At 60.1% G+C, this 24,212-nt stretch carries 24 protein-coding genes; 9 read left to right on the plus strand and 15 right to left on the minus strand.

The annotated features are described in order from the left end of the window. The first annotated feature begins 21 nt into the window (after positions 1-21). Genes AB4P97_RS19810 through lnt form a run of 4 tightly spaced genes read left to right on the plus strand, consistent with a single transcriptional unit; the run spans position 22 to position 3,896 of the window. Positions 22-1,026 carry a PhoH family protein gene (locus tag AB4P97_RS19810; RefSeq protein ID WP_042561236.1) on the plus strand — a complete coding sequence of 335 codons (1,005 nt, stop codon included), beginning with the start codon at positions 22-24 and terminating at the stop codon, positions 1,024-1,026. Further along, positions 1,019-1,513 (plus strand): rRNA maturation RNase YbeY, encoded by a 495-nt coding sequence (gene ybeY, locus AB4P97_RS19815; RefSeq protein ID WP_042561237.1) that lies wholly within the window; start codon positions 1,019-1,021, stop codon positions 1,511-1,513. Before AB4P97_RS19810 ends, ybeY begins: the two co-directional genes overlap by 8 nt. Before the next feature lie 5 nt (positions 1,514-1,518). After that, the gene (locus AB4P97_RS19820) at positions 1,519-2,358 is read left to right on the plus strand and encodes an HlyC/CorC family transporter (protein ID WP_024014438.1); all 840 of its coding nucleotides are present in this window, start codon (positions 1,519-1,521) and stop codon (positions 2,356-2,358) included. A 14-nt stretch (positions 2,359-2,372) separates the two neighbouring features. After that, positions 2,373-3,896: an apolipoprotein N-acyltransferase gene (gene lnt / locus AB4P97_RS19825; protein ID WP_042561238.1), complete on the plus strand. Its 1,524-nt coding sequence runs from the start codon at positions 2,373-2,375 to the stop codon at positions 3,894-3,896. 86 nt (positions 3,897-3,982) lie between these two features. Here lnt and AB4P97_RS19830 read toward each other — a convergent pair whose 3' ends face one another. Beyond that, positions 3,983-4,744, minus strand: coding sequence for a YdcF family protein (locus AB4P97_RS19830; RefSeq protein ID WP_042561239.1), 762 nt, complete (start codon positions 4,742-4,744; stop codon positions 3,983-3,985). 105 nt (positions 4,745-4,849) lie between these two features. Beyond that, positions 4,850-5,173, minus strand: coding sequence for a hypothetical protein (locus tag AB4P97_RS19835; RefSeq protein WP_042561240.1), 324 nt, complete (start codon positions 5,171-5,173; stop codon positions 4,850-4,852). Between the two features lie 254 nt (positions 5,174-5,427). On the opposite strand from AB4P97_RS19835, the gene leuS reads away from it, so the two are divergent. The 5 genes from leuS to AB4P97_RS19860 all read left to right on the plus strand — a co-directional run bounded on the left by leuS (position 5,428) and on the right by AB4P97_RS19860 (position 11,513). Continuing rightward, entirely contained in the window at positions 5,428-8,034 is a 2,607-nt protein-coding gene (gene leuS / locus AB4P97_RS19840) for a leucine--tRNA ligase (RefSeq protein ID WP_115146503.1), read from the plus strand. Positions 8,035-8,122: 88 nt separating this feature from the next. Next, the gene (gene lptE / locus AB4P97_RS19845) at positions 8,123-8,728 is read left to right on the plus strand and encodes an LPS assembly lipoprotein LptE (RefSeq protein WP_042561242.1); all 606 of its coding nucleotides are present in this window, start codon (positions 8,123-8,125) and stop codon (positions 8,726-8,728) included. Positions 8,729-8,767: 39 nt separating this feature from the next. Next, entirely contained in the window at positions 8,768-9,805 is a 1,038-nt protein-coding gene (gene holA, locus AB4P97_RS19850) for a DNA polymerase III subunit delta (RefSeq protein ID WP_395601511.1), read from the plus strand. Positions 9,806-9,964: 159 nt separating this feature from the next. Then, positions 9,965-10,129, plus strand: a complete 165-nt coding sequence (gene arfA, locus AB4P97_RS19855; RefSeq protein ID WP_007960579.1) for an alternative ribosome rescue factor ArfA — start codon at positions 9,965-9,967, stop codon at positions 10,127-10,129. 61 nt (positions 10,130-10,190) lie between these two features. Continuing rightward, positions 10,191-11,513: a lytic murein transglycosylase gene (locus AB4P97_RS19860; RefSeq protein WP_042561245.1), complete on the plus strand. Its 1,323-nt coding sequence runs from the start codon at positions 10,191-10,193 to the stop codon at positions 11,511-11,513. A 101-nt stretch (positions 11,514-11,614) separates the two neighbouring features. On the opposite strand, the gene AB4P97_RS19865 is transcribed toward AB4P97_RS19860, so the two are convergent. The 13 genes from AB4P97_RS19865 to AB4P97_RS19925 form a co-directional block, all read right to left on the minus strand. Further along, positions 11,615-12,565, minus strand: a complete 951-nt coding sequence (locus tag AB4P97_RS19865) for an LD-carboxypeptidase (RefSeq protein WP_395601512.1) — start codon at positions 12,563-12,565, stop codon at positions 11,615-11,617. A gap of 172 nt (positions 12,566-12,737) precedes the next feature. Next, the gene (lipA, locus tag AB4P97_RS19870) at positions 12,738-13,736 is read right to left on the minus strand and encodes a lipoyl synthase (RefSeq protein WP_162184605.1); all 999 of its coding nucleotides are present in this window, start codon (positions 13,734-13,736) and stop codon (positions 12,738-12,740) included. Between the two features lie 25 nt (positions 13,737-13,761). Next, positions 13,762-14,409: a lipoyl(octanoyl) transferase LipB gene (gene lipB, locus AB4P97_RS19875; protein WP_042561248.1), complete on the minus strand. Its 648-nt coding sequence runs from the start codon at positions 14,407-14,409 to the stop codon at positions 13,762-13,764. Continuing rightward, the gene (locus AB4P97_RS19880; RefSeq protein WP_042561249.1) at positions 14,409-14,684 is read right to left on the minus strand and encodes a DUF493 domain-containing protein; all 276 of its coding nucleotides are present in this window, start codon (positions 14,682-14,684) and stop codon (positions 14,409-14,411) included. The genes lipB and AB4P97_RS19880 overlap by 1 nt, the downstream gene beginning before the upstream one ends. A gap of 85 nt (positions 14,685-14,769) precedes the next feature. After that, complete coding sequence (locus AB4P97_RS19885) at positions 14,770-15,927, minus strand: D-alanyl-D-alanine carboxypeptidase family protein (RefSeq protein WP_042561250.1); 1,158 nt, start codon at positions 15,925-15,927, stop codon at positions 14,770-14,772. 170 nt (positions 15,928-16,097) lie between these two features. Then, entirely contained in the window at positions 16,098-17,108 is a 1,011-nt protein-coding gene (locus AB4P97_RS19890) for a septal ring lytic transglycosylase RlpA family protein (protein ID WP_042561251.1), read from the minus strand. Next, a complete protein-coding gene (mltB, locus tag AB4P97_RS19895; protein ID WP_042561252.1) occupies positions 17,108-18,118 on the minus strand; it encodes a lytic murein transglycosylase B in 1,011 nt (336 codons plus the stop codon). Before mltB ends, AB4P97_RS19890 begins: the two co-directional genes overlap by 1 nt. A 17-nt stretch (positions 18,119-18,135) precedes the next feature. Beyond that, on the minus strand, positions 18,136-19,239 hold the full coding sequence (rodA, locus tag AB4P97_RS19900) for a rod shape-determining protein RodA (RefSeq protein WP_042562213.1): 1,104 nt from the start codon (positions 19,237-19,239) through the stop codon (positions 18,136-18,138). 31 nt (positions 19,240-19,270) lie between these two features. Continuing rightward, positions 19,271-21,166, minus strand: coding sequence for a penicillin-binding protein 2 (mrdA, locus tag AB4P97_RS19905; RefSeq protein ID WP_042561253.1), 1,896 nt, complete (start codon positions 21,164-21,166; stop codon positions 19,271-19,273). A gap of 10 nt (positions 21,167-21,176) precedes the next feature. Beyond that, complete coding sequence (gene rlmH, locus AB4P97_RS19910) at positions 21,177-21,644, minus strand: 23S rRNA (pseudouridine(1915)-N(3))-methyltransferase RlmH (protein ID WP_007937439.1); 468 nt, start codon at positions 21,642-21,644, stop codon at positions 21,177-21,179. Between the two features lie 9 nt (positions 21,645-21,653). After that, on the minus strand, positions 21,654-22,148 hold the full coding sequence (rsfS, locus tag AB4P97_RS19915; protein WP_042561254.1) for a ribosome silencing factor: 495 nt from the start codon (positions 22,146-22,148) through the stop codon (positions 21,654-21,656). A 72-nt stretch (positions 22,149-22,220) separates the two neighbouring features. Next, positions 22,221-22,943 carry a nicotinate-nucleotide adenylyltransferase gene (gene nadD / locus AB4P97_RS19920; RefSeq protein ID WP_273877744.1) on the minus strand — a complete coding sequence of 241 codons (723 nt, stop codon included), beginning with the start codon at positions 22,941-22,943 and terminating at the stop codon, positions 22,221-22,223. Then, a complete protein-coding gene (locus AB4P97_RS19925) occupies positions 22,912-24,183 on the minus strand; it encodes a glutamate-5-semialdehyde dehydrogenase (RefSeq protein ID WP_042561256.1) in 1,272 nt (423 codons plus the stop codon). Before AB4P97_RS19925 ends, nadD begins: the two co-directional genes overlap by 32 nt. Positions 24,184-24,212 lie beyond the last annotated feature (29 nt).

Raw genomic sequence — 24,212 nt, forward strand, 5'->3', positions numbered from 1 at the left:
CCAGGGCGGCTAAATACGACCTTGAACGCTCCCATAGAACCACATCGTTTTATTCTCGAGCCCTTTGAGGCTCATCGCTTCGCCAATCTGTGCGGGCAATTCGACGAGCATTTGCGCTTGATCGAACAGCGCCTGAGTATCGAGATCCGCAACCGCGGAAACCAGTTCGAGCTGATCGGCGACTCCAAGCACACCACGTCTGCGGAAAATCTGATTCGCCGCCTGTACCGCGAAACCAAGGGTACGGAGTTGTCGCCAGATATGGTTCACCTGTTTCTGCAGGAATCAGCCGTCGTCGAGCTGGACAACCACGCCCCCGCGGAAGCCTCCGTCGCCCTGCGCACCAAAAAAGGCATGATTCGCCCTCGTGGCTTGAATCAGTTGCGCTACGTGAAAGAAATACTCGGTAACGACATCAACTTCGGCATAGGCCCGGCCGGTACCGGCAAGACCTATCTGGCCGTAGCCTGCGCGGTCGATGCACTGGAGCGCGAGCAGATCCGGCGCATCCTGCTGGTGCGCCCGGCGGTTGAGGCGGGTGAAAAGCTAGGTTTCCTGCCCGGCGATCTGTCGCAGAAGATCGACCCGTACCTGCGCCCGCTCTATGACGCACTCTACGAAATGCTCGGCTTCGAATATGTGGCCAAGCTGATCGAACGTCAGGTGATCGAAGTCGCGCCGCTGGCCTATATGCGCGGTCGTACGCTGAACAACAGCTTCATCATTCTCGACGAAAGCCAGAACACTACCGTCGAACAGATGAAGATGTTCCTGACGCGTATCGGTTTCGGCTCTACCGCGGTTATCACGGGGGACATCACCCAGGTCGACCTGCCGAAAGGCACCAAGTCGGGCCTGCACCACGTGATCGAAGTGCTCAAAGACGTGCCGGGTATCAGCTTCACGCACTTCATGCCCAAAGACGTTGTGCGCCACCCGCTGGTTCAACGCATCGTCGAAGCCTACGAGCGCTTCGAAAATCGCGTGACTGATGAACCTGCGAAGGACACTCGCCGCGATGCTTGAGCTTGACCTGCAAATAGCGACCGAAGCGTCCGCTCCCAGTGAAACCGAGTTCCGCCAATGGTGCGAACTGGCCCTGCGCCAGCGCACCGCTGACTCGGAAATGACCATTCGTCTGGTCGACGAGGAAGAAGGCCGTGAGCTCAATCACACCTGGCGCCAGAAGGATTACGCGACCAACGTCCTGTCGTTCCCGGCTGACGTGCCCGACGAGTTTCTCGATATCCCGCTGCTCGGCGATCTGGTGATCTGCGTGGCCGTGGTTGAGCGCGAAGCCGCCGAACAAGGCAAGGAACTAAAGGCCCACTGGGCACATCTGGTCATTCACGGCTGCTTGCATCTGCTTGGTTACGACCATATAGATGACGAAGAAGCCGAAGAAATGGAAGCACTGGAACGCGAGTTGCTTGCTGAACTGGGCTATCCCGATCCGTACGCGGACGACGAAACCGAACCATCCCCAATCGTTACAACAAAGGATTCAGAGTAATCGCTATGAGCGAAGATCGATCGAGCAACGGGCAGAAGTCATGGCTGGGTAAACTGACCCAGGCTTTTGCCCACGAGCCGAAGAACCGCCAGGAGCTCCTTGAGCTGCTGCGCGATGCACATCAGAACAAACTGCTGGACAGCGAAGCGCTGGCCATCGTCGAAGGTGCCATTCAGGTGGCTGACCTGCAAGTACGCGACATCATGGTGCCGCGTTCGCAGATGGTCAGCATCAAGGCGACCCAGACACCGCGTGAATTCCTCCCGGCCGTGGTCGATTCCGCCCACTCGCGCTATCCGGTCATCGGCGAAAGCCATGACGACGTGATGGGCGTGCTGCTGGCCAAGGATCTGCTGCCGCTGATCCTCAAGGAAAACGGCGACAGCTTCAACATCAAGGACCTGCTGCGCCCGGCCACGTTCGTGCCGGAGTCCAAGCGTCTGAATGTGTTGCTGCGTGAGTTCCGCGCCAACCACAACCACATGGCCATCGTCATTGATGAATACGGCGGCGTGGCAGGTCTGGTGACCATCGAAGACGTTCTGGAACAGATCGTCGGCGATATCGAGGACGAGCACGACGTCGAAGAAGACAGCTACATCAAGCCGCTGCCCAGCGGTGACTTCCTGATCAAGGCACTGACGCCGATCGAGAACTTCAACGAGTTCTTCGACAGCGAGTTTTCCGACGACGAGTTCGACACCGTCGGCGGCCTGGTGATGAGCGCGTTCGGGCACTTGCCAAAACGCAACGAAACCACTGAAATCGGCGCTTATCGTTTCCGCATCCTGAACGCCGACAGCCGTCGGATTCACTTGCTGCGACTGACGCCCATCGCTCGTTAAATCTAAGGACTGAAATGCGCTGGACAACCCGCCCCGGCTGGCCCGGTAACCTGCTGGCCGTGGCGGCCGGTGCAATCACCACGTTCGCTCTGGCACCCTTCGATATCTGGCCGCTGGCTTTGCTGGCGGTCGGTTTGTTCTATGCCGGCCTGCGTGAGCTAAGCCCCCGTCAGGCACTGGGCCGTGGCTGGTGCTTCGGTTTCGGCCTGTTCGGCGCCGGTACCAGTTGGATCTATTACAGCATTCACCACTTCGGCGGCGCTTCGGTGCTGCTGGCCGGATTCCTGATGCTGTTGTTTACCGCGGCGATTGCTTTTTTCTTCGCCCTGCCCGCCTGGCTCTGGGCGCGCTGGCTGCGCCGTAACGAGGCACCGCTGGCCGATGCTTTGGCATTCGCCGCGCTGTGGGTCGGCCAGGAAGCCTTTCGCGGCTGGTTCCTCACTGGCTTCCCGTGGCTTTATTCCGGTTACAGCCAGCTCGACGGTCCATTGGCCGGTCTCGCGCCGGTCGGCGGGATGTGGCTGGTGTCGTTCGTTCTGGCATTGACGGCTGCGCTGATCTACAACGCGCCGCGTCTGCTGCAATCCGGTCGCAAGGCTTTTGTTGCGGTTGGCCTGCTGTTGCTGGTCGGGCCATGGGTGGCGGGGATTGCACTCAAGGGCCACGCCTGGACCAGCCCTTCAGGCGAGCCGCTGACCGTTGCTGCCATTCAGGGTAACGTCGAACAAAGCATGAAGTGGGACCCGGCGCAGCTCAATGCGCAACTGGCGCTGTACCGCGATCTGAGTTTCCGCTCCAAACCAGTGGATCTGCTGATCTGGCCGGAAACGGCGGTGCCGGTACTCAAGGAGTCCGCCGAGGGCTACCTGAGCATGATGGGTAACTTCGCCGCCGAACGTAAATCGGCGCTGATCACCGGCGTACCGATCCGCGAAACGGTGCACCACGAAAGACGCTTCTACAATGGCATCACTGTGGTGGGCGAAGGCGATGGCACTTACCTGAAACAGAAACTGGTGCCGTTCGGTGAGTACGTGCCGTTGCAGGATGTGCTGCGCGGACTGATCGCATTCTTCGACCTGCCGATGTCGGACTTCGCCCGCGGTCCCGCCGATCAGCCGATGCTGCAGGCCAAGGGTTACCAGATCGCGCCGTTCATCTGCTACGAAGTGGTGTATCCGGAGTTCGCCGCCAGCCTGTCGGCGCGCAGCGACCTGCTGCTGACGATCAGCAACGACACGTGGTTCGGCACCTCGATCGGCCCGCTGCAACATTTGCAGATGGCGCAGATGCGCGCGCTGGAAGCCGGACGCTGGATGATCCGCGCCACCAACAATGGCGTGACCGGCCTGATCAACCCGTTCGGGCAGATCACCGAGCAGATTCCGCAGTTCGAACAAGGCATTTTGTATGGCGAAGTGGTGCCAATGCACAACCTGACGCCATATCTGCAATGGCGTTCGTGGCCGCTGATCGTCCTGTGTCTGGGGCTGTTCGGTTGGGCGCTGATGGCTAGCCGGATGTCCAAAACCCTCTAAGCAAAAAGATCGCAGCCTGCGGCAGCTCCTACATGGGATTTGTATTCCCCCTGTAGGAGCTGCCGCAGGCTGCGATCTTTTGATTCTCAGCGGTAAAACAGCGAATACCCCACCTGCCCCACCGCTTCATTCAGCAACTGTCCGCTCTGCCAGATCGATTTGAACTCCGGCAGCCAGCCACCAAACGGCCGAGCGTTGTCTGTCCCCAGGAAGCCCACTGGCGCGGGCACCACTTCAAACCCTGCCGCCTGAAAACTCCACACCGATCGCGGCATGTGCCACGCCTGCGTCACCACGACTACGCGCTTGATCCCCTGCGGCAACAGCATATCGGCGCTGAATCTGGCGTTTTCCCAAGTGGTGCGGCTCTCCCCTTCCTGCCAACGCACGGTCACGCCGAAATCGTCCAGCAATGAATCGGCCATCAACTTTGCCTCGGTCGGAGGCGTACCGTAGTGCAAGCCGCCACTGGTCAAAATCGGCAGTCCCGAGGCTTTCGCCAATCGCGCCGCATAACGCTGACGCTCAAGTCCCACGCCGGTGGGTTGATCGTCGCCCCAGGCCAGATCACCCCGCTCACGCCCGGACCCCAGCACCACAATCGCATCGGCACGCTGCGCCAATGTCGCCCACTCTTCGCGGGCCAGTGGCGGCTCTCGCTCGAGGGCTTTTGCACCCCATTGCACCACCACCGGCAGGCTCATCAGCCAGAATCCGCCAAAACCGAGGGCAAAACACAATCCAGCCAGTCGCGGCCGTGAGCGGCGCAGCCACCACGCGGCCAGCAACAGCAGCAAAAGAATGCCGGGCGGCAATAGAAGTTGTTTGATGAAATAACGTAAAGGCATCGGGCATCTCCAAAGATGCCCGAAGCCTAAGTGGGTTAATACAACGCGACAACCGATAGGGTGGGATCCTGTTGAAAAAGATCCGTTTCTTGACCTGCCATGCGCTTACTTGGCCCGCAAAGCATGCACCTTGACGGTGTCTTTGCGCGGCGCCTTGTCCTTGAGCCAGATGACCTTGGCCGAATGTGTTTCATCGAGCTGCTTCACTGCCTGCGACAAACATCCGTGCGTTTCACGTTCACTGCGATCCAGATAGGCCTTGACCAGTTTGAACTCGGCGGGGCTCAAGCCACGCAATTCCAGTTCCAAGGGGCGCTCGTCGCGCAGCCGGTCTGCGGTTTTTGCAGCGTCCAGAGCAATGCCCAGACGGTCCATCAACCGCTCGTACAACTCAGGTTTCGTGACGTTTCTTTGCTGTTGCTCCACCATCCCTCACCTCATTGAAGATAAGACTCACTCCCCAGTTAGAGCTTAGCTTCGCTGCACGAACCGGCTGCACGCCGCGACCAACGGCCCTCGCCACCCATTCAGCGGGCCAAACAGCTGCAATCAGGGTTTCCCTAGGCCAAGCGCGGTCATGTATGCTACGGCGCTTCCTGTCATTCCACTTCCAGCTCGTCCGGGCCAGCCCGAATGCCGCGTTGAAGAGGATTAGGCCACCCCTATCCAGTACAAAAGTAGCCATGCACGAACAATATCAGCCCCGTGAAATCGAAGCCGCCGCCCAGTCGTTCTGGGATGAGCAAAAGTCCTTTGAAGTCAGCGAACAGCCAGGCAAGGAGACTTTCTACTGCCTGTCGATGTTCCCTTACCCCAGCGGCAAGCTACACATGGGGCACGTGCGCAACTACACCATCGGCGACGTGATCTCCCGCTACCAGCGCATGCAAGGCAAGAACGTTCTGCAACCGATGGGTTGGGATGCCTTCGGCATGCCGGCGGAAAACGCCGCGATGAAAAACAACGTAGCGCCCGCCAAGTGGACCTACGAAAACATCGCCTACATGAAAACCCAGCTGCGCAGCCTGGGCCTGGCGGTGGACTGGTCGCGTGAAGTCACCACCTGCAAACCTGATTACTACCGCTGGGAACAATGGCTGTTCACTCGCCTGTTCGAAAAAGGCGTGATCTACAAAAAAAGCGGCACCGTGAACTGGGACCCGGTCGATCAGACCGTTCTGGCCAACGAACAAGTGATTGACGGTCGCGGCTGGCGTTCCGGCGCGCTGATCGAAAAGCGCGAAATCCCGATGTACTACTTCAAGATCACCGCTTATGCGGATGAGCTGCTGGAGAGCCTCGACGAACTGACTGGCTGGCCTGAACAGGTCAAGACCATGCAGCGCAACTGGATCGGCAAATCCCGCGGTATGGAAGTGCAGTTCCCGTACAACGTCGACTCGATCGGCACAGCCGGCACCCTGAAAGTCTTCACCACCCGTCCGGACACCCTGATGGGCGCGACTTACGTGGCCGTCGCTGCCGAACACCCGCTGGCCACCCAGGCCGCGCAGAACAACCCTGAGCTGCAAGCGTTCATCGCTGAATGCAAGGGCGGCAGCGTGGCTGAAGCCGACGTCGCCACTCAAGAGAAAAAAGGCCTGCCGACCGGCCTGTTCGTCGAGCACCCGCTGACCGGTGAAAAACTCCCGGTCTGGGTCGCCAACTATGTGCTGATGCACTACGGCGACGGCGCGGTCATGGCTGTGCCAGCGCACGACGAGCGTGATTTCGAGTTCGCCCACAAGTACGACCTGCCGATCAAATCGGTAGTGCGCACCAGCTCCGGCGAGACCAACCCGGCCCCGTGGCAAGACGCCTACGGCGAGCACGGCACGCTGATCAACTCCGGCGAGTTCGATGGTCTGGATTTCGCCGGCGCGTTCGACGCGATCGAAGTAGCGCTGATCAAAAAAGAACTGGGCGCCTCGCGCACCCAGTTCCGCCTGCGCGACTGGGGCATCAGCCGCCAGCGCTACTGGGGCTGCCCTATCCCGATCATCCACTGCGACGCTTGCGGTGACGTGCCGGTACCGGAAGATCAACTGCCCGTCGTGTTGCCGGAAGACGTGGTGCCGGATGGCGCCGGTTCGCCGCTGGCGCGCATGCCTGAGTTTTACGAGTGCAGCTGCCCGAAATGTGGCCAGCCTGCCAAGCGTGAAACCGACACCATGGACACCTTCGTCGAGTCGTCGTGGTACTACGCCCGTTACGCCTCGCCGCACTTTGAAGGTGGCCTGGTCGAGAAATCCGCGGCCGACCACTGGCTGCCGGTGGATCAGTACATCGGCGGTATCGAACACGCGATTCTGCACCTGCTGTACGCACGTTTCTTCCACAAGCTGATGCGTGACGAAGGCCTGGTTAGCTCCAACGAGCCATTCAAGAACCTGCTGACCCAAGGCATGGTAATCGCCGAAACTTACTACCGTCGCGAAGCCAACGGTGCCTACACCTGGTTCAACCCGGCGGACGTAGAACTGGAGCGCGACAGCAAGGCCAAGGTCATCAGCGCCAAGCTGATCGCCGACGGCCTGCCGGTGGAAATCGGCGGTACCGAGAAAATGGCCAAGTCGAAGAACAACGGCGTCGACCCACAGTCGATGATTGATCAGTTCGGCGCAGACACTTGCCGCCTGTTCATGATGTTCGCCTCGCCACCTGACATGAGCGCCGAATGGTCCGACTCCGGCGTGGAAGGCTCGCATCGCTTCCTCAAGCGCGTCTGGCGTCTCGCGCAAGCCCACGTTACCCAGGGCCTGCCGGGCAAACTCGACGTTGCCAGCCTGAATGACGAGCAAAAAGCCGTTCGCCGCTCGATCCACCTTGCTATCAAGCAAGCCAGCCACGACGTCGGCCAGAACCACAAATTCAACACCGCCATCGCTCAGGTCATGACGCTGATGAACGTGCTGGAAAAAGCCGCGCAAGGCACCGAGCAGGATCGCGCTCTGGTGCACGAAGGTCTGGAAGCCGTCACTTTGCTGCTGGCTCCGATCACGCCACACATCAGCCATGAGCTGTGGAATCAACTGGGGCACGCCGACGCCGTGATCGACGCAGGCTGGCCTGCAGTGGACGAAAGCGCACTGGTGCAGGACAGCCTGACCCTGGTTATCCAGGTCAACGGCAAGTTGCGTGGCCAGATCGAAATGCCGGCGAGCGCGACGCGCGAAGAAGTTGAAGCCGCCGCTCGCGTCAACGAAAACGTGCTGCGTTTCGTCGACGGTCTGACCATTCGCAAAGTGATCGTTGTGCCAGGAAAACTGGTCAACATCGTCGCCAGCTAAATTGGATTGGGCGTCAGGTTTGCCTGACGCACTGTAAAACCTTTCGGGCCGCCAGGTCGGCCCACATGGTTTCAAGGGGAGCAACACAATGATCAAACGCAATCTGCTGGTGATGGGCCTCGCTGTTCTGCTGAGCGCCTGCGGTTTCCAGCTGCGTGGCACTGGCAGCAACGAACTGACGATCAAGGAACTCGACCTGAGTGCCCGTAACGCCTACGGCGAGACCGTCACTCAAATGCGTCAGGTACTGGAGTCCAGCGGCGTCAAGGTTTACAGCGGTGCGCCGTACAAGCTGTACTTGGCTGACGAACAGGAAAGCCAGCGTATCCTCAGCTATGCAGGTGCCGGTCGCACGGGCGAGTATCAGCTCAGCACTGTCCTGAGCTACGACATCCGCGGTGAAAAAAACCTGTCTCTGCTCAGCGACAAGCTTGAAGTGCAGAAAGTGTTCATCCACGACGGCAACAACCTCGTCGGCTCCGATCAGGAAGCCAACGACGCCCGTCGCGATATCCGTCGCGATCTGGTTCAGCGCATGATGCTGCGTCTGCAACAGCTGACCCCGGGTCAACTGCAGCAACTGCAGCAGGCCGCCAATGACCGCGCCAAGGCAGAAGCCGATGCGCTGGAAGCGGCGCAAAAGATTGAGGCGGAAACCCCGCGTCAGTCGCCGCTCGAAATTCCGCAGCAATAAGAAGTTCGGGGCGCTCAAGCGCCCCGTTCGACCTCTCTTATGAAGCTCGCTCCCGCGCAACTCGGCAAACACCTGCAAGGCGCCCTCGCGCCCGTCTATATCATCAGCGGTGATGACCCGCTGCTGTGTCAGGAAGCCGCCGACGCCATTCGCAGTGCTGCCCGCCAGCAAGGTTTCGACGAACGCCAGGTATTCGCCGCCGACGCCAATTTCGATTGGGGCACGTTGATGCAGGCCGGTGCCAGCATGTCGTTGTTTGCTGAAAAGCGTCTGCTGGAACTGCGTTTGCCCTCGGGTAAACCCGGTGACAAGGGGGCTGCCGCATTCATCGAGTACTGCTCGCGTCCCGCCGAAGACACGGTGCTGCTGATCAGCCTGCCCAAGCTTGATGGCAGCGCGCAGAAGACCAAGTGGGGCAAGGCGTTGGTTGAAGGTCAGCAGACGCAGTTCATCCAGATCTGGCCAGTGGATGCCAATCAGCTACCGGGCTGGATTCGTCAGCGTCTGTCGCAGGCGGGGTTGTCGGCCAGCCAGGATGCGGTCGAACTGATTGCTGCACGTGTGGAGGGCAACCTGCTCGCCGCCGCGCAGGAAATCGAGAAGCTCAAGCTGATGGCCGAAGGTGGGCAGATTACTGTCGAAACCGTACAGGCCGCTGTGGCGGACAGTGCACGATTCGACGTGTTTGGCTTGACCGACGCGGTCCTTAACGGTGAACCGGCCCACGCCCTGCGCATGCTCGAAGGGTTGCGTGGTGAGGGGGTCGAACCTCCAGTGATCCTCTGGGCACTGGCGAGGGAATTGCGCCTGCTGGCCAATATCTCTCTGCAGTACAGCCAGGGCACACCGCTGGACAAATGCTTCAGCTCGGCGAAACCGCCGGTCTGGGACAAGCGCAAGCCCTTGATGAGCAAAGCCCTGCAACGTTACTCGGCGCAACGCTGGGCGCAGTTGTTGCTCGAAGCTCAGCGTATTGATGCGCAAATCAAAGGCCAGGCGCCCGGGTCGCCCTGGATGAGCCTCAGTCGTTTGGCGTTGTTGATGGCAGGCCAGCGCTTGTCATTGCCCGCCGAATAAGGTCAAAAGATCGCAGCCTTCTATCTGTAGGAATTGCGGCACGCTTCGATCTTTTGAGTTTGTTTTCCTACAAACAGCACCTGCATTTGCCCTATAGACAGACGCCCGACATCGGCAGATTATTCCCTGCGCAAAACCCACTCGACCAAGAGAACCCTCATGAGCAAAAAGCCATCGAAACATGGCCCGAACAAGGCCAAATCCATCATCGCCCAACCCCTGTTCCGCAGCCGCCAGGAACAACCAGCCAAGGGTAAAGGCAGCTACCGCCGCGAAGCCTTCCAGTCTAATAGCTGGGAGGCTTCTTACTTTCTGGCAGCTTAAAGCGCAGCACCCCCCGGTCATGTTAAGGTCTGCACCTGATTCGTATCCTCTGGAACTGTGCATGCCCTTTAGTCTTTCCCGTCGTTGGCCTGTTCGCCAATTGATCGCTGCCTCCAGCTTCATACTGCTTGTCGCCTGTGCGGAAAAACCTACCGCCGCCGATGCGCAACCTCTTCAAGCCGCCCCTGTCGCCACGGCCCCAGCGATTATTCCGCCGGTAGTGCCGTCCGCCGACCCACTTGATCTTCAGCCGACCCAGACCTTCGCCGAATGGCAGGCAGGTTTCCGCAAGGATGCCTTGGCAGCCGGGATTCGCGCCGAGCTGTTCGATCGTGCATTTGCCAATATCAGTTTCGACGCCAGCGTGATTCGCGCCGACCGCAGTCAGCCGGAGTTCTCCCGCCCGGTGTGGGAATACCTCGACGGAGCACTGTCGCCGCTGCGCGTGCGCAAGGGCCAGGCGCTAATCATTCAGTACGCCGATATCCTGCAAAGCATCGAGCAGCGTTATGGCGTTGACCGGCAGGCGTTGGTATCGGTGTGGGGCATGGAAAGCAACTTCGGGCAGTTCCAGGGCAGCAAATCGGTGATCAACTCGCTGGCCACACTCGCCTACGAAGGTCGTCGCCCGGGGTTTGCCCACGCGCAACTGATCGCCGCCCTGCAGATTCTGCAACAGGGCGATATCACGCCGGAGAAGATGCTCGGTTCCTGGGCTGGTGCCATGGGCCAGACGCAGTTCATCCCGACCACCTACAACACCCATGCGGTTGATTTCGACGGTGACGGGCGCCGCGACATCTGGGGCAGTCCAGCCGACGCGCTGGCCTCGACCGCGCACTATCTGCAAAGCTCCGGCTGGCAGCGGGGCCAGCCGTGGGGCTTTGAAGTGCAATTGCCCGGCAACTTCGACTACACGCTGGCAGATGGCACCCTGCGCAAAAGCGTCGCCGAATGGCGTCAGCTGGGCGTGATGCTGCCCAATGGGGCTCAGGCGCCCGCCGGAACCGAACAATTGTCCGCCGCCCTGTTGCTGCCGGCCGGTTATCGTGGCCCGGCGTTCCTGGTCCTCGACAACTTCCGGGCGATCCTCAAGTACAACAATTCTTCGTCGTACGCGCTGGCGGTGAGCCTGCTGTCCGAGCGCTTTGGCGGCGCTGGCTTGATCAATGGCTCTTGGCCTAAAGATGATCTGCCGCTGAGCCGCACCGAGCGAATCGAGTTGCAGACCTTGCTGAGTGCACGCAACTACGATGCCGGCACGGCAGACGGGATCATCGGCGCCAATACACGCAAGGCGATTCGCAGTGCACAGCAGTCGTTTGGCTGGCCGGCGGATGGGTATCCAACGCATAAGCTGCTGGAAAGCCTGCGTAACCAATAAAGCAAAATCAAAAGATCGCAGTCTGCGGCAGCTCCTACAGGGTTTACGTTAATCCGGTGCAGGAGCTGCCGCAGGCTGCGATCTTTTTGCATCACCCGCAATTATCGGCGGGTGACCACATCCTGCTCCAGCATCAACTCTTTCTTCCCCGCATCCAGCCGCACCAGCGCGCCCATCGGCAGCGTCAGGTTCGGATCGCAATGGCCGCTACGCCAACCTGACAGCACCGGAATCCGCAAAGGCTCGAACGTCTGCTTGAGCAGGCGGTTCAAAGCTCCGACGTCCACCCCCGCGACATCCCCAACCAGAACTCCGCGCAATTTGGCCAGTTTGCCGGCCAGACGCATCTGCGTCAGCAGTCGGTCGATCCGATACAGCGGCTCGTTAATATCCTCGATGAGCAGAATCACCCCCTCCACATCGATTTCGTAAGGCGTGCCCAAGGTGGCGGCGATCATCGCCAGATTACCGCCGAGCAAGCGCCCGTGCGCGATGCCGGGTTCGACCGTAGTCAACGGATACGCCACAGGATGGCTTAGCACACTCCCCGCCTTCATTTGCCCGCGCAGCATGGCGAAGAACGAAGTGACGGTTGGCGGCTCCTTGTCGCCCAACAGGTCAGCGTTGAGCAGCGGCCCGTGAAAGGTCACGAAGCCTGCGTATCGGCTGATGGCCAGGTGCAGCGCGGTGATGTCGCTGTAGCCAACGAATGGCTTGGCATGGCGGCTCAGCAGGTCGTAATCGATCCGGTCAAGCAGCCGTGGCGTGCCGTAGCCGCCACGCAGGCAAATAATTGCATCGACTTCGGGATCAGCGAACGCCGCATGAAGATCGCGCAAGCGCACGTCGTCGCCGCCGGCCAGATAGCCATCCTTTTCATAAACGCCGGGGAACACCTTAAGCCCATAACCCCGCGCGCGCATCCATTGCACCGCCTTATCGGTGTCCAATACACCCGGGCCGGCTGGTGCAATGACGCCGATCAGCCCTTCTGAGAGCAACGCGGGCACGGCTTTGTGCGGGCAAAGTGTGTGGGTTGGTCGAACGGTCATCCTTGGATCTCCCTGTGAGTCATGCACACACAGTAGTCAGGAACGGCGGTAAACAGAAGAGGCTCGGCCACGCCGCAGGTTGCAGGAAAAATCAGCATTGAATGTAAGACAGGCAAAAAAATGCCCGCCGGGCGTTAAAGCCTCGGCGGGCATTTTTTCATTCAGCGCCGGATCAAGAACCCATCAGCTCAGCCTTGACCAGCTTCGCCTGCTCATCGGCATGGTACGAGGAACGCACCAAAGGCCCGGACGCAACGTTCTTGAAGCCCATCTTGTAACCTTCCTCGGCGAACCAGGCGAAGGTGTCCGGGTGCACGAAACGCTGCACCGGCAAGTGGCTGCGCGACGGTTGCAGGTACTGGCCGAGAGTCAGCATGTCGATGTCGTGTTCGCGCATGCGCTTCATGACTTCGATGACTTCTTCGTCAGTCTCGCCCAGACCCAGCATCAGACCGGATTTGGTCGGAATGTGCGGCATCATCTGCTTGAAACGTTGCAGCAGGGTCAGCGACCACTGGTAATCCGAACCCGGACGCGCAGCCTTGTACAGACGCGGCACGGTTTCCAGGTTGTGGTTGAAGACATCCGGCGGCTCGGCGGCGGTGATTTCCAGGGCGACGTCCATGCGGCCACGGTAGTCCGGAACCAGGGTCTCCAGCTGCACGTTCGGCGACAACTTGCGGATTTCACGGATGCAGTCGGCAAAGTGCTGGGCACCACCGTCACGCAGGTCGTCGCGGTCAACCGAGGTGATCACCACATACTTGAGCTTGAGGTCGGCGATGGCGATGGCCAGGCTTTGCGGCTCGTTGACGTCCAGTGGCTTCGGACGACCGTGGCCCACGTCGCAGAACGGGCAACGACGGGTGCAAATGTCGCCCATGATCATGAAGGTCGCGGTGCCGCCGGAGAAGCACTCGCCCAGGTTCGGGCAGGACGCTTCTTCGCAAACGCTGTGCAGCTTGTGTTTGCGCAGCAGGCTCTTGATGCGGTCGACTTCCGGCGAAACCGGGATGCGCACACGAATCCAGTCAGGTTTCTTCGGCAGCTCGGTGGTCGGAATGATCTTTACCGGGATGCGTGCAACCTTCTCGGCACCGCGCAGCTTGACGCCGGCTTCAACCTTGGGACGCGGGGCCGGGCGCTCGGTCACGTCGAGCGTCGGGATCATGGTTTGCACTGCATCAGTAGTCATATCAGTCGATTCCGCCCGTCAGGGTCGTCTGCTCAGCATAGTCGAGGTGTTTGACGAGCTGCGCGCGCAGCCGGGCACTTACCTCGGCAAATTCAATCGATCCTGCGTGATCGCTCAGCTGGGTCATCGCCAGCCCGGCGTAGCCGCAGGGATTAATCCGTCGAAACGGTTCCAGGTTCATATCCACGTTCAGGGCCAGTCCATGAAAGGAACAACCGTGGCGAATCCGCAAACCCAGAGAAGCGATTTTCGCTCCATCTACATACACGCCGGGAGCGTCTGGCTTGGCCGTTGCGGTCACACCGTAACTGGCCAGAAGTTCGATCAGGCATAGCTCCATGCGACTGACCAGATCACGCACGCCAAAACCCAGCTTGCGTACATCCAGCAACAGATAAGCCACCAATTGGCCGGGGCCATGGTAAGTCACCTGCCCGCCGCGATCGACCTGTACCACCGGAATTTCACCCGGCACAAGCAAGTGCTCGGCCTTGCCGGCCTGACCCTGCGTGAACACCGGAGGGTGCTCGACGAGCCAGATTTCGTCGGCGGCATCGCTGCCGCGTTCGTTGGTAAAGCGTTGCATGGCATGCCAGACCGGCTCGTAAGCCATCTGGCCGAGGTCGCGAAAGCCCAGCGTGCCCGGCATCACAGCACCATGTGCACGAAACCGGTCGCCCGCAGTTCGCTGTTGATATCGTACAGCTGGTCTTGACCGGTGGCGACGATGTGCAACTGGATTGTGGTGTATTTGCCGTTGCTGCTAGAACGCTCGTCAATACGATCATCGTTGATGGTCGCGTGCTTCTTGACGATTTCGATGATCTTGTCTTTGTTGCCGACACCCGTGTCGCTGATCACCTTAACCGGGTAATCGTTGGCAGGGAATTCGATCTTTGGCGCCTTTACTTCGGTATCGGTCATGGCGTAACGGCCTCTATAGCGCAAGCCGTGGTAACGCACATGGCCCCGCACCGGATCGGGGCGGGGCCATGCAGGTCAACACAAATCAGTTGAACAAGCCGTAGAAGAATAGACGGATGCTATCCCACATGCGGCGGAAGATACCACCCTCCTCGACGCCATCCAGAGCGATCAGGTCAGCGCTGTGCACGACCTTGTCTTCCAGTTTGACTTCGACTTTACCGATTACGTCGCCCTTGGCGATTGGCGCGGTCAGTTGCGGGTTCATGGTCATGCTGGCAGCGAGCTTCTTCAGCTGGCCTTTTGGCAGGGTCATGGTCAGGTCTTGCGCCAGGCCGGCCTTGACCTGGCTGGTGGTGCCTTTCCACACCGGGGCCTGAGCCAGTTCGGTGCCCTTCTGATAGAAGGTCTGGGTTTCGAAGAAGCGGAAGCCGTAGGTCAAGAGCTTCTGGGTTTCAGCAGCACGAGCCACATCGCTGTTGGTGCCGAACACCACGGCGATCAGGCGCTGACCATCACGGACAGCCGAAGACACCATGCAATAACCGGCTTCGTCGGTGTGACCGGTTTTCAGACCGTCAACGGTCTTGTCGCGCCACAGCAAAAGGTTGCGGTTAGGTTGTTTGATGCCATTCCAGAAGAACTCTTTCTGCGAGTAGATCGCGTAGTGAGCAGGGTCTTCGTGGATGATCGCGCGAGCCAGGATCGCCATGTCATGAGCCGACGAGTAATGGTCAGGGTTTGGCAGACCGGTCGGGTTCATGAAGTGGGAGTTGGTCAGGCCCAGCTCGGTGGCCGTCTTGTTCATCACGTCGGCGAAGGCGTCTTCGCTACCGGCGATGTGCTCGGACAGTGCCACGCTGGCGTCGTTACCGGACTGGATGATGATGCCGTGCAGCAGGTCGCTGACAGTGACTTGCGAACCGACTTTGATGAACATCCGCGAACCGCCGGTACGCCAGGCGTTTTCGCTGACGGTCACCGGATCGTTTTCACCGATCTGGCCACGACGGATTTCCAGGGTCGCGATGTACGCGGTCATCAGCTTGGTCAGGCTGGCCGGTGGCAGACGCTGGTCGCCATTGTTTTCAACCAGCACGTTGCCGCTGCTGGCATCCATGAGCACATAGGACTTGGCGGCCAGTTGTGGTGGCGAAGGCATCATCTCGACCGCGAACGCGGCGGGTGAGAGGAGCAGCGGGACTAGCAGGAAAAGGCGTTTGGCAAAGGTGGTGATGTTCATCCGTCTCTCGAAATCGCTAATGCAAAATTTAATCAGATGACTTTCTGACGAGTCATCGCGTATTCAGCTGCTCACTCCAGTCACCCTTGCCGGGCTTTTGTTCTTCGACGAGCCAACAACCTGGTTCACCCCCCAATACCGCAGGTGAACCGTCAATCAAGTTCTACGTGTTACTCGGTGACCACACTTGGCGAACCAAGGTTAGCCAGGCGCACGCTGTTCTGCACCTGGGTGATTTCACCCGGCGAGCCGATCGGCCCCAGGCGTACCCGGTGCAGAGTCTGCTGATTGCGCACGATCGAGCTGATGAACACCGGAGCGCTCACCATCCCGCTGAGCTTCGACCTCAGCAGCTCTGCAGCGTCCGGGTTGGCGAAGGCGCCCACCTGCAGATACTGGCCAGACGCTGTTGCAGAAGCGTTTTTTTTTGCATCAATCTGCACTGGCACAACGGCCGCGGCGTGTTGCTGCGGCGGTGGCGTCCATTGCTCGACGGTGCCGGCCGAGGCCGTGATCACCGGGGCGCTGTTCTGCGCAACCTGCGGCTCATTGAGCATCAACGGCGCCGGACGGCCCTTGGCGGCCCACCATTGCTGCGGGTCGATGCCCTCGACCTTGACCCGCGCAGTGCCGGTTTCGGCATAACCGAGTTTTTTTGCCGCCGCGTAGGACAAGTCGATGATCCGGTCGGAATAGAACGGCCCGCGATCGTTGACCCGCAGAATCACTGTGCGGTTGTTGTCCAGGTTGGTCACCCGAACGTAACTTGGCAGTGGCAACGTCTTGTGGGCGGCGCTCATGCCGTACAGGTCATAGACCTCGCCGTTGGCGGTGTTCTGCCCGTGAAACTTGGTGCCGTACCAGGACGCCGTGCCCGAAGCGACGTAGCTCTTGGATTCCTGTATCGGGAAGTAGGTCTTGCCCAGCACAGTGTACGGGTTGGCCTTGTACGCACCGGTATGCAAGGTTGGCGTGGCATCGGGGATACGCGAAACATCGACATCCCACCACGGCGCGCCATCTTTGTGGGCACGGTTGATATCAAGAACCGGCTGCTTGCGCACGGCGGTTGTGGGCGCCTTCTGAGTCGGGGTACGGCTGGTCGAACAACTGGCGACCAGTACCGCCAACGCAGCAAATGCCACCAGCTTCAGGGGTTTATTGTTAGGCAATGCCCGCATTACTTGACGCCCCGTGCTTGTACCAGCTGTTCAGACAGTTGATGTACGGCCATGGCGTACATCACGCTGCGGTTATAACGCGTGATCGCGTAGAAATTCTTCAGGCCCATCCAGTATTCAGGGCCGTTCTCGCCTTCAAGGCGAAATGCAGTAACCGGCATATCATCGCGCAGCGCATCATGACTTGACCAGCCCAGCGCCCGCAACTCCGCGACGGTCTTTGTCGGCTCGATGCCAGTGGTCAGACCTTCATCGGCCTGCTCGCCACGGACATCGGCGCGGCTGACCACCGGTTCGCCGGCGACCCAGCCGTGACGCTTGAAATAACTGGCGACACTGCCGATCGCATCATCCGGGTTGTTCCAGATATTGATGTGGCCGTCACCGTCGAAATCCACTGCATAGGCGCGAAAGCTGCTCGGCATGAATTGCGGCAGGCCCATCGCCCCGGCGTATGAACCCTTGAGCGTCAATGGATCGACCTGCTCTTCGCGCGCCAGCAGCAGAAACTCGCGCAGCTCCTTGCGGAAAAATTCGGCACGGGGAGGATAGTCGAAACCGAGCGTCGACAAGGCATCGATCACCCGGTAATTGCCGGTATTACGTCCGAAAAAGGTCTCAACACCGATGATCGACACGATGACTTGTGCCGGCACGCCGTATTCCTGCTCGGCACGGGCCAGCGTGGCCTCGTGCTGACGCCAGAAGTCCACACCTCGCGCAATACGCGCGTCAGTGATGAACATCGGGCGGTATTCCTTCCACTGCTTGACCCGCTCGGCAGGTCGGGAGATGGCGTCCAGAATCGCCTGTTTACGCTGAGCCTCGCGAAAAACACCCATCAGTTGCTCACCGGCGAAACCGTAGTCGCGGGTCATTTCACCGACGAATTCGGCCACCTGGGGTGAGCCTTCATATTCGCCGGCCAGCGCTTCCTGCACGCTGCCAAGGAGGCCTACCAGGCCAACCCATGGCGCGCATCGAGTCGCCCAGCCACGCATTACTTGCATTGAACTCTTCACCTTATTCAAACCTGTGCGATCCACTTGCGATGGGTATGGATCGACATCAAAACCCCAAACGCTGACAGCAGTGTCACCAGCGAAGTTCCTCCGTAGCTAATGAACGGCAACGGAACCCCTACAACCGGCAACAGGCCACTGACCATACCGATGTTGACGAAAACATAAACAAAAAACGTCATGGTCAACGCGCCGGCGAGCAATTTACCGAACAGCGTCTGCGCCTGAGCGGTGATGACCAGACCCCGGCCAATCAACAGCAAATAAATCAGCAACAGCGCGCAGATGCCCACCAGGCCGAACTCTTCGCCGAGCACGGCAATGATGAAATCGGTGTGGCTTTCCGGGAGGAAGTCCAGGTGCGACTGGGTGCCGAGCAGCCAGCCCTTGCCGAATACGCCGCCGGAACCGATAGCAGCTTTCGACTGAATAATGTTCCAGCCAGTGCCGAGCGGATCGCTTTCCGGGTCGAGGAACGTCAGTACGCGCTGCTTCTGGTAGTCGTGCATCACAAAGAACCACATCGCGACCGACACCGGAATGGCCGCAGCCAGTACGCTGACGATCCAGCGCCAGCGCAAGCCGCCCATGAACAGCACGAATGCCCCGCCGGCCAGAATCAGCAGCGAAGTGCCGAGGTCCGGTTGGCGAACGATCAGCGCAAACGGCACGCCGATCAGCATCAGGCTGATGCCGACATGCTTGAGTTGTGGGGGCAATGTCCGCTTGGACAGATACCAGGCGATGGTCGCCGGCATCAGGATTTTCATGAATTCCGAGGGCTGGAATCGAATCACACCGGGAATGTTGATCCAGCGTGTGGCGCCCATGGCGTTGTGACCCATGATGTCGACCACCAACAGCAGCAGCACGCCGATCACGTAGCCCAGCGGCACCCAGCGCGCCATGAAACGCGGTTCGAACTGGGCAATGACGATCATCGACACCAGACCGATACCGAACGAAGTGGCCTGTTTGCCCAGCAGATCCCAGCTCTTGCCGCTGGCCGAATACAGCACGAACAGGCTGCCGGCAGCGAGAATCAACAACAGGATCAGCAGCGGCCCATCGATATGCAGTCTTTGCAGCAGCGTCGCGCGGCGGCGCATCACATCCTCACTGGAGAGCATGCGATCAAAGTTATTCATCACGGGCCGTAGCCTCCGAACTGATTGGGCTGGCGTATTCGGCCTTCAAACGTCCGTCCTGACCCAGAAGCCAGGCGTCCATGATCTGACGTACCACGGGCGCGGCGACGCCGGAACCGGACTCACCGTTCTCGACCATCACCGAAACAACAATTTTCGGGTCATCGGCCGGAGCGAAACCGACGAACAAGGCGTGGTCACGATGGCGTTCCTGAACCTTGGAACGGTCGTATTTCTCGCCCTGCTTGATCGCCACGACCTGGGCTGTACCCGACTTGCCGGCGATACGGTATTGCGCGCCAATGGCCGCTTTACGCGCGGTACCTCGGGCACCGTGCATCACTTGCTGCATGCCATGGTTGACCTTGGCCCAGTCGGACGGATCGCGCAGGATGATGTCCGGTATCGGATTTTCGTCCACCGGCTTCACCCCATCGAGGGATTTGGCCAGGTGCGGCCGGTTCCACACGCCTTTGTTCGCCACCAGAGCCGTGGCCTGAGCCAACTGCAGCGGGGTCGATTGCATGTAACCCTGGCCGATCCCCAGAATCAGCGTTTCGCCCGGGAACCACGCCTGTTTGCGGGTCGCGCGCTTCCACTCGCGGGAAGGCATCAGGCCGGGTGATTCTTCGAACATGTCCAGCGAAACCTTCTGACCAATGCCGAATTTGTTCATGTAGGCCGACAACCGATCAATACCGAGCTTGTGGGCCAGATCATAGAAGTAGGTGTCATTGGAGCGCATGATCGCCATGTCGAGGTCGACGAAGCCGTCACCCGTGCGGTTCCAGTTACGGTATTTGTGATCGTAGTTGGGCAGCATGTAGTAGCCCGGGTCGAACACCCGGCTCGACGCGGTCACCACACCCGAATCGAGGCCGGCGATCGCCACGGCTGGCTTGATCGTCGAACCCGGCGGATACAGACCGCGCAGTACGCGGTTGAACAGTGGCCGGTCGATGGAATCGCGCAGCTCGGCGTACGCCTTGAAGCTGATGCCGGTGACGAACAGATTCGGGTCGAAGCTCGGCTGACTGACCATCGCCAGCACTTCGCCGGTTTTCGGATCGAGTGCAACCACCGCACCACGACGACCACCCAGTGCGGCTTCGGCGGCTTCCTGCAATTTGATGTCCAGACTCAGGACGATGTCCTTGCCAGGAATCGGATCGGTACGCTTGAGCACGCGCAGAACGCGGCCGCGAGCGTTGGTCTCGACTTCTTCGTAACCCACCTGCCCGTGCAGCTCAGGCTCGTAGAAACGCTCGATGCCCGTCTTGCCGATGTGGTGGGTGCCGCTGTAGTTGACCGGATCGAGGCTTTTGAGCTCTTTCTCGTTGATCCGCCCCATGTAACCCACCGAGTGCGCAAAATGCGCGCCCTGCGGATAGTGACGGACCAGTTGCGCAACGACTTCCACGCCCGGCAGACGGAACTGGTTCACCGCGATGCGGGCGATCTGTTCTTCGCTGAGTTCGAACAGGATCGGCACCGGCTCGAACGGCCGGCGCCCCTGGCGCATACGCTTCTCAAATATCACCCGGTCTTCTGGCGTCAGTTCCAGCACTTCGACGATCACGTCGAGCACTTGCTGCCAGTCGCCGGAGCGCTCGCGGGTCATGCTCAGGCTGAAGCTCGGCCGGTTATCCGCCACCACCACGCCGTTGCGGTCGAAAATCAGCCCACGGGTCGGCGGAATCGGCTGCACGTGAACTCGGTTGTTTTCCGAAAGCGTCGAGTGGTACTCGTACTGGATCACCTGCAAGTAATACAGCCGCGCAATCAACACGCAGATCAACAGCACGACTGCAATGGCCCCGAACACGACGCGGCTACGCACCAGGCGTGCGTCCTTTTCGTGGTCCTTGATGCGGATCGGCTGAGACATGAGGGCAGGATTACTTGTGGTAAGGGTGACCGGACAGCACGGTCCAGGCACGGTACAGCTGTTCGCCGATGAGGATCCGCACCAGCGGATGCGGCAAGGTCAGCGGCGACAACGACCAGCGCTGATCAGCGCGGGCGCAGACTTCCGGCGCCAGCCCCTCGGGGCCGCCAACCATGAAGTTGACCGTGCGCGAATCCAGCCGCCAACGGTCGAGTTCGACCGCAAGCTGCTCGGTGCTCCAGGGTTTGCCGTGGACTTCCAGCGTGACAACCCGCTCGTTCGGCCCGACCTTGGCCAGCATGGCTTCGCCTTCCTGGCGGATGAAACGGGCCACGTCGGCATTCTTGCCACGGGTATTGAGCGGTATTTCCACCAGTTCCAGCGCCAGCTCGGACGGAAGACGCTTGGCATATTCATGCCAGCCTTCTTCCACCCACTTGGGCATGCGTGAACCGACGGCGATCAGTCGCAGTCGCACAGCAATCCCTTACAGCTGGTCTTTGTTGAGCTTGGTGAAATGCTCGTGGGTGTTTTCCGGGCTGTGGTGCTTGGCGTCTGCCGCACGGCTTTGCTCGGCACCGGCCCACAGGCGCTCCAGGTCGTAGAACTGACGCGCCGAGGCGGTCATCATGTGCACGATCACCAGGTCGAGGTCGAGCAGCACCCAGTCGCTGTCGCCCTTGCCTTCTTCGCCCAGCGGCTTGGCACCCTGCTTTTTGACTTCTTCGCGAACCTTGTCCAGCATCGCGTTGATCTGGCGATTGGAAGTACCGGTGGCGATGATCATGTAGTCAGTGATGCTCTGCTTGTCGCGAACATCAATGATCTGGATGTCTTGCGCCTTGACGTCTTCAAGAGCGGCAACAGCAAGCTTGACCAGTTCGTCGCCTTTGAGCGGCTCGTTGGTGTTGGCCACTTCCGGCAACGGAGCGCTTTTGAATGTGCCTTTACGTTTTACTTTAGGTAGATCTTTGTCAGTCATATAAAACTCGTTTTGCTCATATATTCGGCGGCTTGGCGACACGTGGATTCGTATCAGTTAAGCACGCCTTGTTCAGTTCGACGCACGGTATAGACCGTGCGCATCGATGTAGGCCAGGACCGCGTCGGGCACCAGGAAACGTACCGACTTACCGCTGGCCAGCAGTTGACGGATCTGGGTGGCAGAGACCGCGAGCGGTGTCTGCCAGACGAATGCAATCTGTCCGCTCGGCCCTTTCAGGGCCAGCGGGTCGCTCACCGAACGCGCTGCCAGCAGGTTGCGCAAGGCATCCGGCGGTTCGCTGTCGGCGTCCGGGCGCTGTAGCACCAGGATGTGGCAATGCTGGAGCAACTCTTCCCAGCGATGCCAAGTGGGCAGGCCGCAAAATGCGTCCCAGCCCAAAAGCAGAAAAACCTGGGTCTCGGCGGCCATTTCGGCACGCATCAACTCCAGGGTATCAATGGTGTAGGACGGTTTGTCCCGCTGCAATTCGCAGGCATCCACCACCAGCGGCGGCACTCCGGCCACCGCGCACTCGACCATCGCCAACCGGTCCTGCGCCGACACCTGCGGCGTGCCGCGATGCGGCGGGCGCGCGCTCGGCATCAAACGCAACTCATCCAGCCCCAGCGCTTCGGCGACTTCCAGCCCACCGCGCAAATGGCCGATGTGCACCGGATCGAACGTACCACCCAGGACGCCAATGCGCAGAGGGCGGGTCTCGTTGCCGGGCGGCGGCGTTGTCAGGTCGAGGTCGGTCAAGTCAGACCGTCGCCTGGCCGCGCAACTGGCCATCACCGACCACGATGTACTTCTCGCAGGTCAGTCCTTCGAGGCCCACCGGGCCGCGGGCGTGCAGCTTATCAGTAGAAATGCCGATCTCGGCACCCAATCCGTATTCAAATCCATCGGCGAAGCAGGTCGGGGTGTTGATCATCACCGACGCCGAGTCGACTTCAGCCACAAACCGCCGGGTGTCAGCGAGGTTTTCGCTGACGATCGAGTCGGTGTGGTGCGAGCCGTAATGGTTGATGTGTTCGATCGCCTGGTCCAGCCCATCAACGACGCGGATCGACAGGATCGGCGCCAGATACTCGGTATTCCAGTCGTCTTCACTGGCCGCCACGGCGTCGATGATCGCCCGGGTGCGCTCGCAGCCACGCAGCTCGACGCCTTTTTCGCGGAACTGCGCTGCCATCGACGGCAGGAAATCCTTGGCAACCGATTGATCGACCAGCAAGGTCTCCATCGCCCCGCAGATGCCATAACGGTAAGTCTTGGCGTTGAACGCGATGCGCTGGGCTTTGGGCAGATCGGCGTGGGCACTGACGTAAACGTGGCAGATGCCGTCCAGATGTTTGATCACCGGCACGCGGGCATCGCGGCTGATGCGCTCGATCAGGCCACGACCACCGCGCGGTACGATCACATCGACGTACTCGGGCATGGTGATCATCGCGCCAACGGCGGCGCGGTCAGTGGTTTCGACCACTTGCACGACGGCCGCAGGCAGTTCGGCTTCGGCCAGACCGCGCTGGATACACGCAGCAATCGCACGATTGGAATGAATCGCCTCGGAGCCACCACGCAGGATAGTCGCGTTGCCGGACTTCAGGCACAGGCTGGCAGCATCGATGGTCACGTTGGGCCGGGATTCGTAGATGATCCCGATCACACCCAGCGGCACGCGCATCTTGCCGACCTGAATTCCCGACGGGCGAAAGCTCATGTCACGGATCGCACCGACCGGATCCGGCAGCGCAGCCACCTGACGCAGGCCGACAATCATGCCGTCGATGCGCGCCGGGGTCAGCTCCAGACGTTCCAGCAATGCCGGTTCCAGACCACTGGCGCGACCGGCGGCCAGATCCTGTTCATTGGCTGCCGCAAGCTCGGCGCGAGCCGCATCCAGTGCATTGGCCGCAGCCTGCAAGGCGCGGTTTTTCTGCGCGGTGCTGGCACGGCCGATGACCCGGGAAGCTTCGCGGGCGGCGCGACCCAATCGGGTCATATAGTCAAGAACGGACTCAGTCATGGTCTGCTGGGGTCTTGGCAAAGAGGAAA

Origin of the sequence: Pseudomonas sp. A1230, assembly GCF_044218825.1 — a bacterium.
Lineage (GTDB): Bacteria > Pseudomonadota > Gammaproteobacteria > Pseudomonadales > Pseudomonadaceae > Aquipseudomonas > Aquipseudomonas iridis.

Bases quoted from the DNA above. Each gene is read 5' to 3' on its own strand.
- leuS (WP_115146503.1), top strand. From the start codon at position 5,428: ATGCACGAACAATATCAGCCCCGTGAAATCGAAGCCGCCGCCCAGTCG.
- holA (WP_395601511.1), top strand. From the start codon at position 8,768: ATGAAGCTCGCTCCCGCGCAACTCGGCAAACACCTGCAAGGCGCCCTC.
- arfA (WP_007960579.1), top strand. From the start codon at position 9,965: ATGAGCAAAAAGCCATCGAAACATGGCCCGAACAAGGCCAAATCCATC.
- AB4P97_RS19820 (WP_024014438.1), top strand. From the start codon at position 1,519: ATGAGCGAAGATCGATCGAGCAACGGGCAGAAGTCATGGCTGGGTAAA.
- lnt (WP_042561238.1), top strand. From the start codon at position 2,373: ATGCGCTGGACAACCCGCCCCGGCTGGCCCGGTAACCTGCTGGCCGTG.
- nadD (WP_273877744.1), bottom strand. From the start codon at position 22,943: ATGGCCAGTTGCGCGGCCAGGCGACGGTCTGACTTGACCGACCTCGAC.
- AB4P97_RS19925 (WP_042561256.1), bottom strand. From the start codon at position 24,183: ATGACTGAGTCCGTTCTTGACTATATGACCCGATTGGGTCGCGCCGCC.
- AB4P97_RS19860 (WP_042561245.1), top strand. From the start codon at position 10,191: ATGCCCTTTAGTCTTTCCCGTCGTTGGCCTGTTCGCCAATTGATCGCT.
- AB4P97_RS19890 (WP_042561251.1), bottom strand. From the start codon at position 17,108: ATGCGGGCATTGCCTAACAATAAACCCCTGAAGCTGGTGGCATTTGCT.
- rsfS (WP_042561254.1), bottom strand. From the start codon at position 22,148: ATGACTGACAAAGATCTACCTAAAGTAAAACGTAAAGGCACATTCAAA.
- lipA (WP_162184605.1), bottom strand. From the start codon at position 13,736: ATGATCCCGACGCTCGACGTGACCGAGCGCCCGGCCCCGCGTCCCAAG.
- mltB (WP_042561252.1), bottom strand. From the start codon at position 18,118: ATGCAAGTAATGCGTGGCTGGGCGACTCGATGCGCGCCATGGGTTGGC.
- mrdA (WP_042561253.1), bottom strand. From the start codon at position 21,166: ATGTCTCAGCCGATCCGCATCAAGGACCACGAAAAGGACGCACGCCTG.
- AB4P97_RS19880 (WP_042561249.1), bottom strand. From the start codon at position 14,684: ATGACCGATACCGAAGTAAAGGCGCCAAAGATCGAATTCCCTGCCAAC.
- lipB (WP_042561248.1), bottom strand. From the start codon at position 14,409: ATGCCGGGCACGCTGGGCTTTCGCGACCTCGGCCAGATGGCTTACGAG.
- AB4P97_RS19835 (WP_042561240.1), bottom strand. From the start codon at position 5,173: ATGGTGGAGCAACAGCAAAGAAACGTCACGAAACCTGAGTTGTACGAG.
- lptE (WP_042561242.1), top strand. From the start codon at position 8,123: ATGATCAAACGCAATCTGCTGGTGATGGGCCTCGCTGTTCTGCTGAGC.
- AB4P97_RS19885 (WP_042561250.1), bottom strand. From the start codon at position 15,927: ATGAACATCACCACCTTTGCCAAACGCCTTTTCCTGCTAGTCCCGCTG.
- AB4P97_RS19830 (WP_042561239.1), bottom strand. From the start codon at position 4,744: ATGCCTTTACGTTATTTCATCAAACAACTTCTATTGCCGCCCGGCATT.
- rodA (WP_042562213.1), bottom strand. From the start codon at position 19,239: ATGCGCCGCCGCGCGACGCTGCTGCAAAGACTGCATATCGATGGGCCG.
- AB4P97_RS19865 (WP_395601512.1), bottom strand. From the start codon at position 12,565: ATGACCGTTCGACCAACCCACACACTTTGCCCGCACAAAGCCGTGCCC.
- ybeY (WP_042561237.1), top strand. From the start codon at position 1,019: ATGCTTGAGCTTGACCTGCAAATAGCGACCGAAGCGTCCGCTCCCAGT.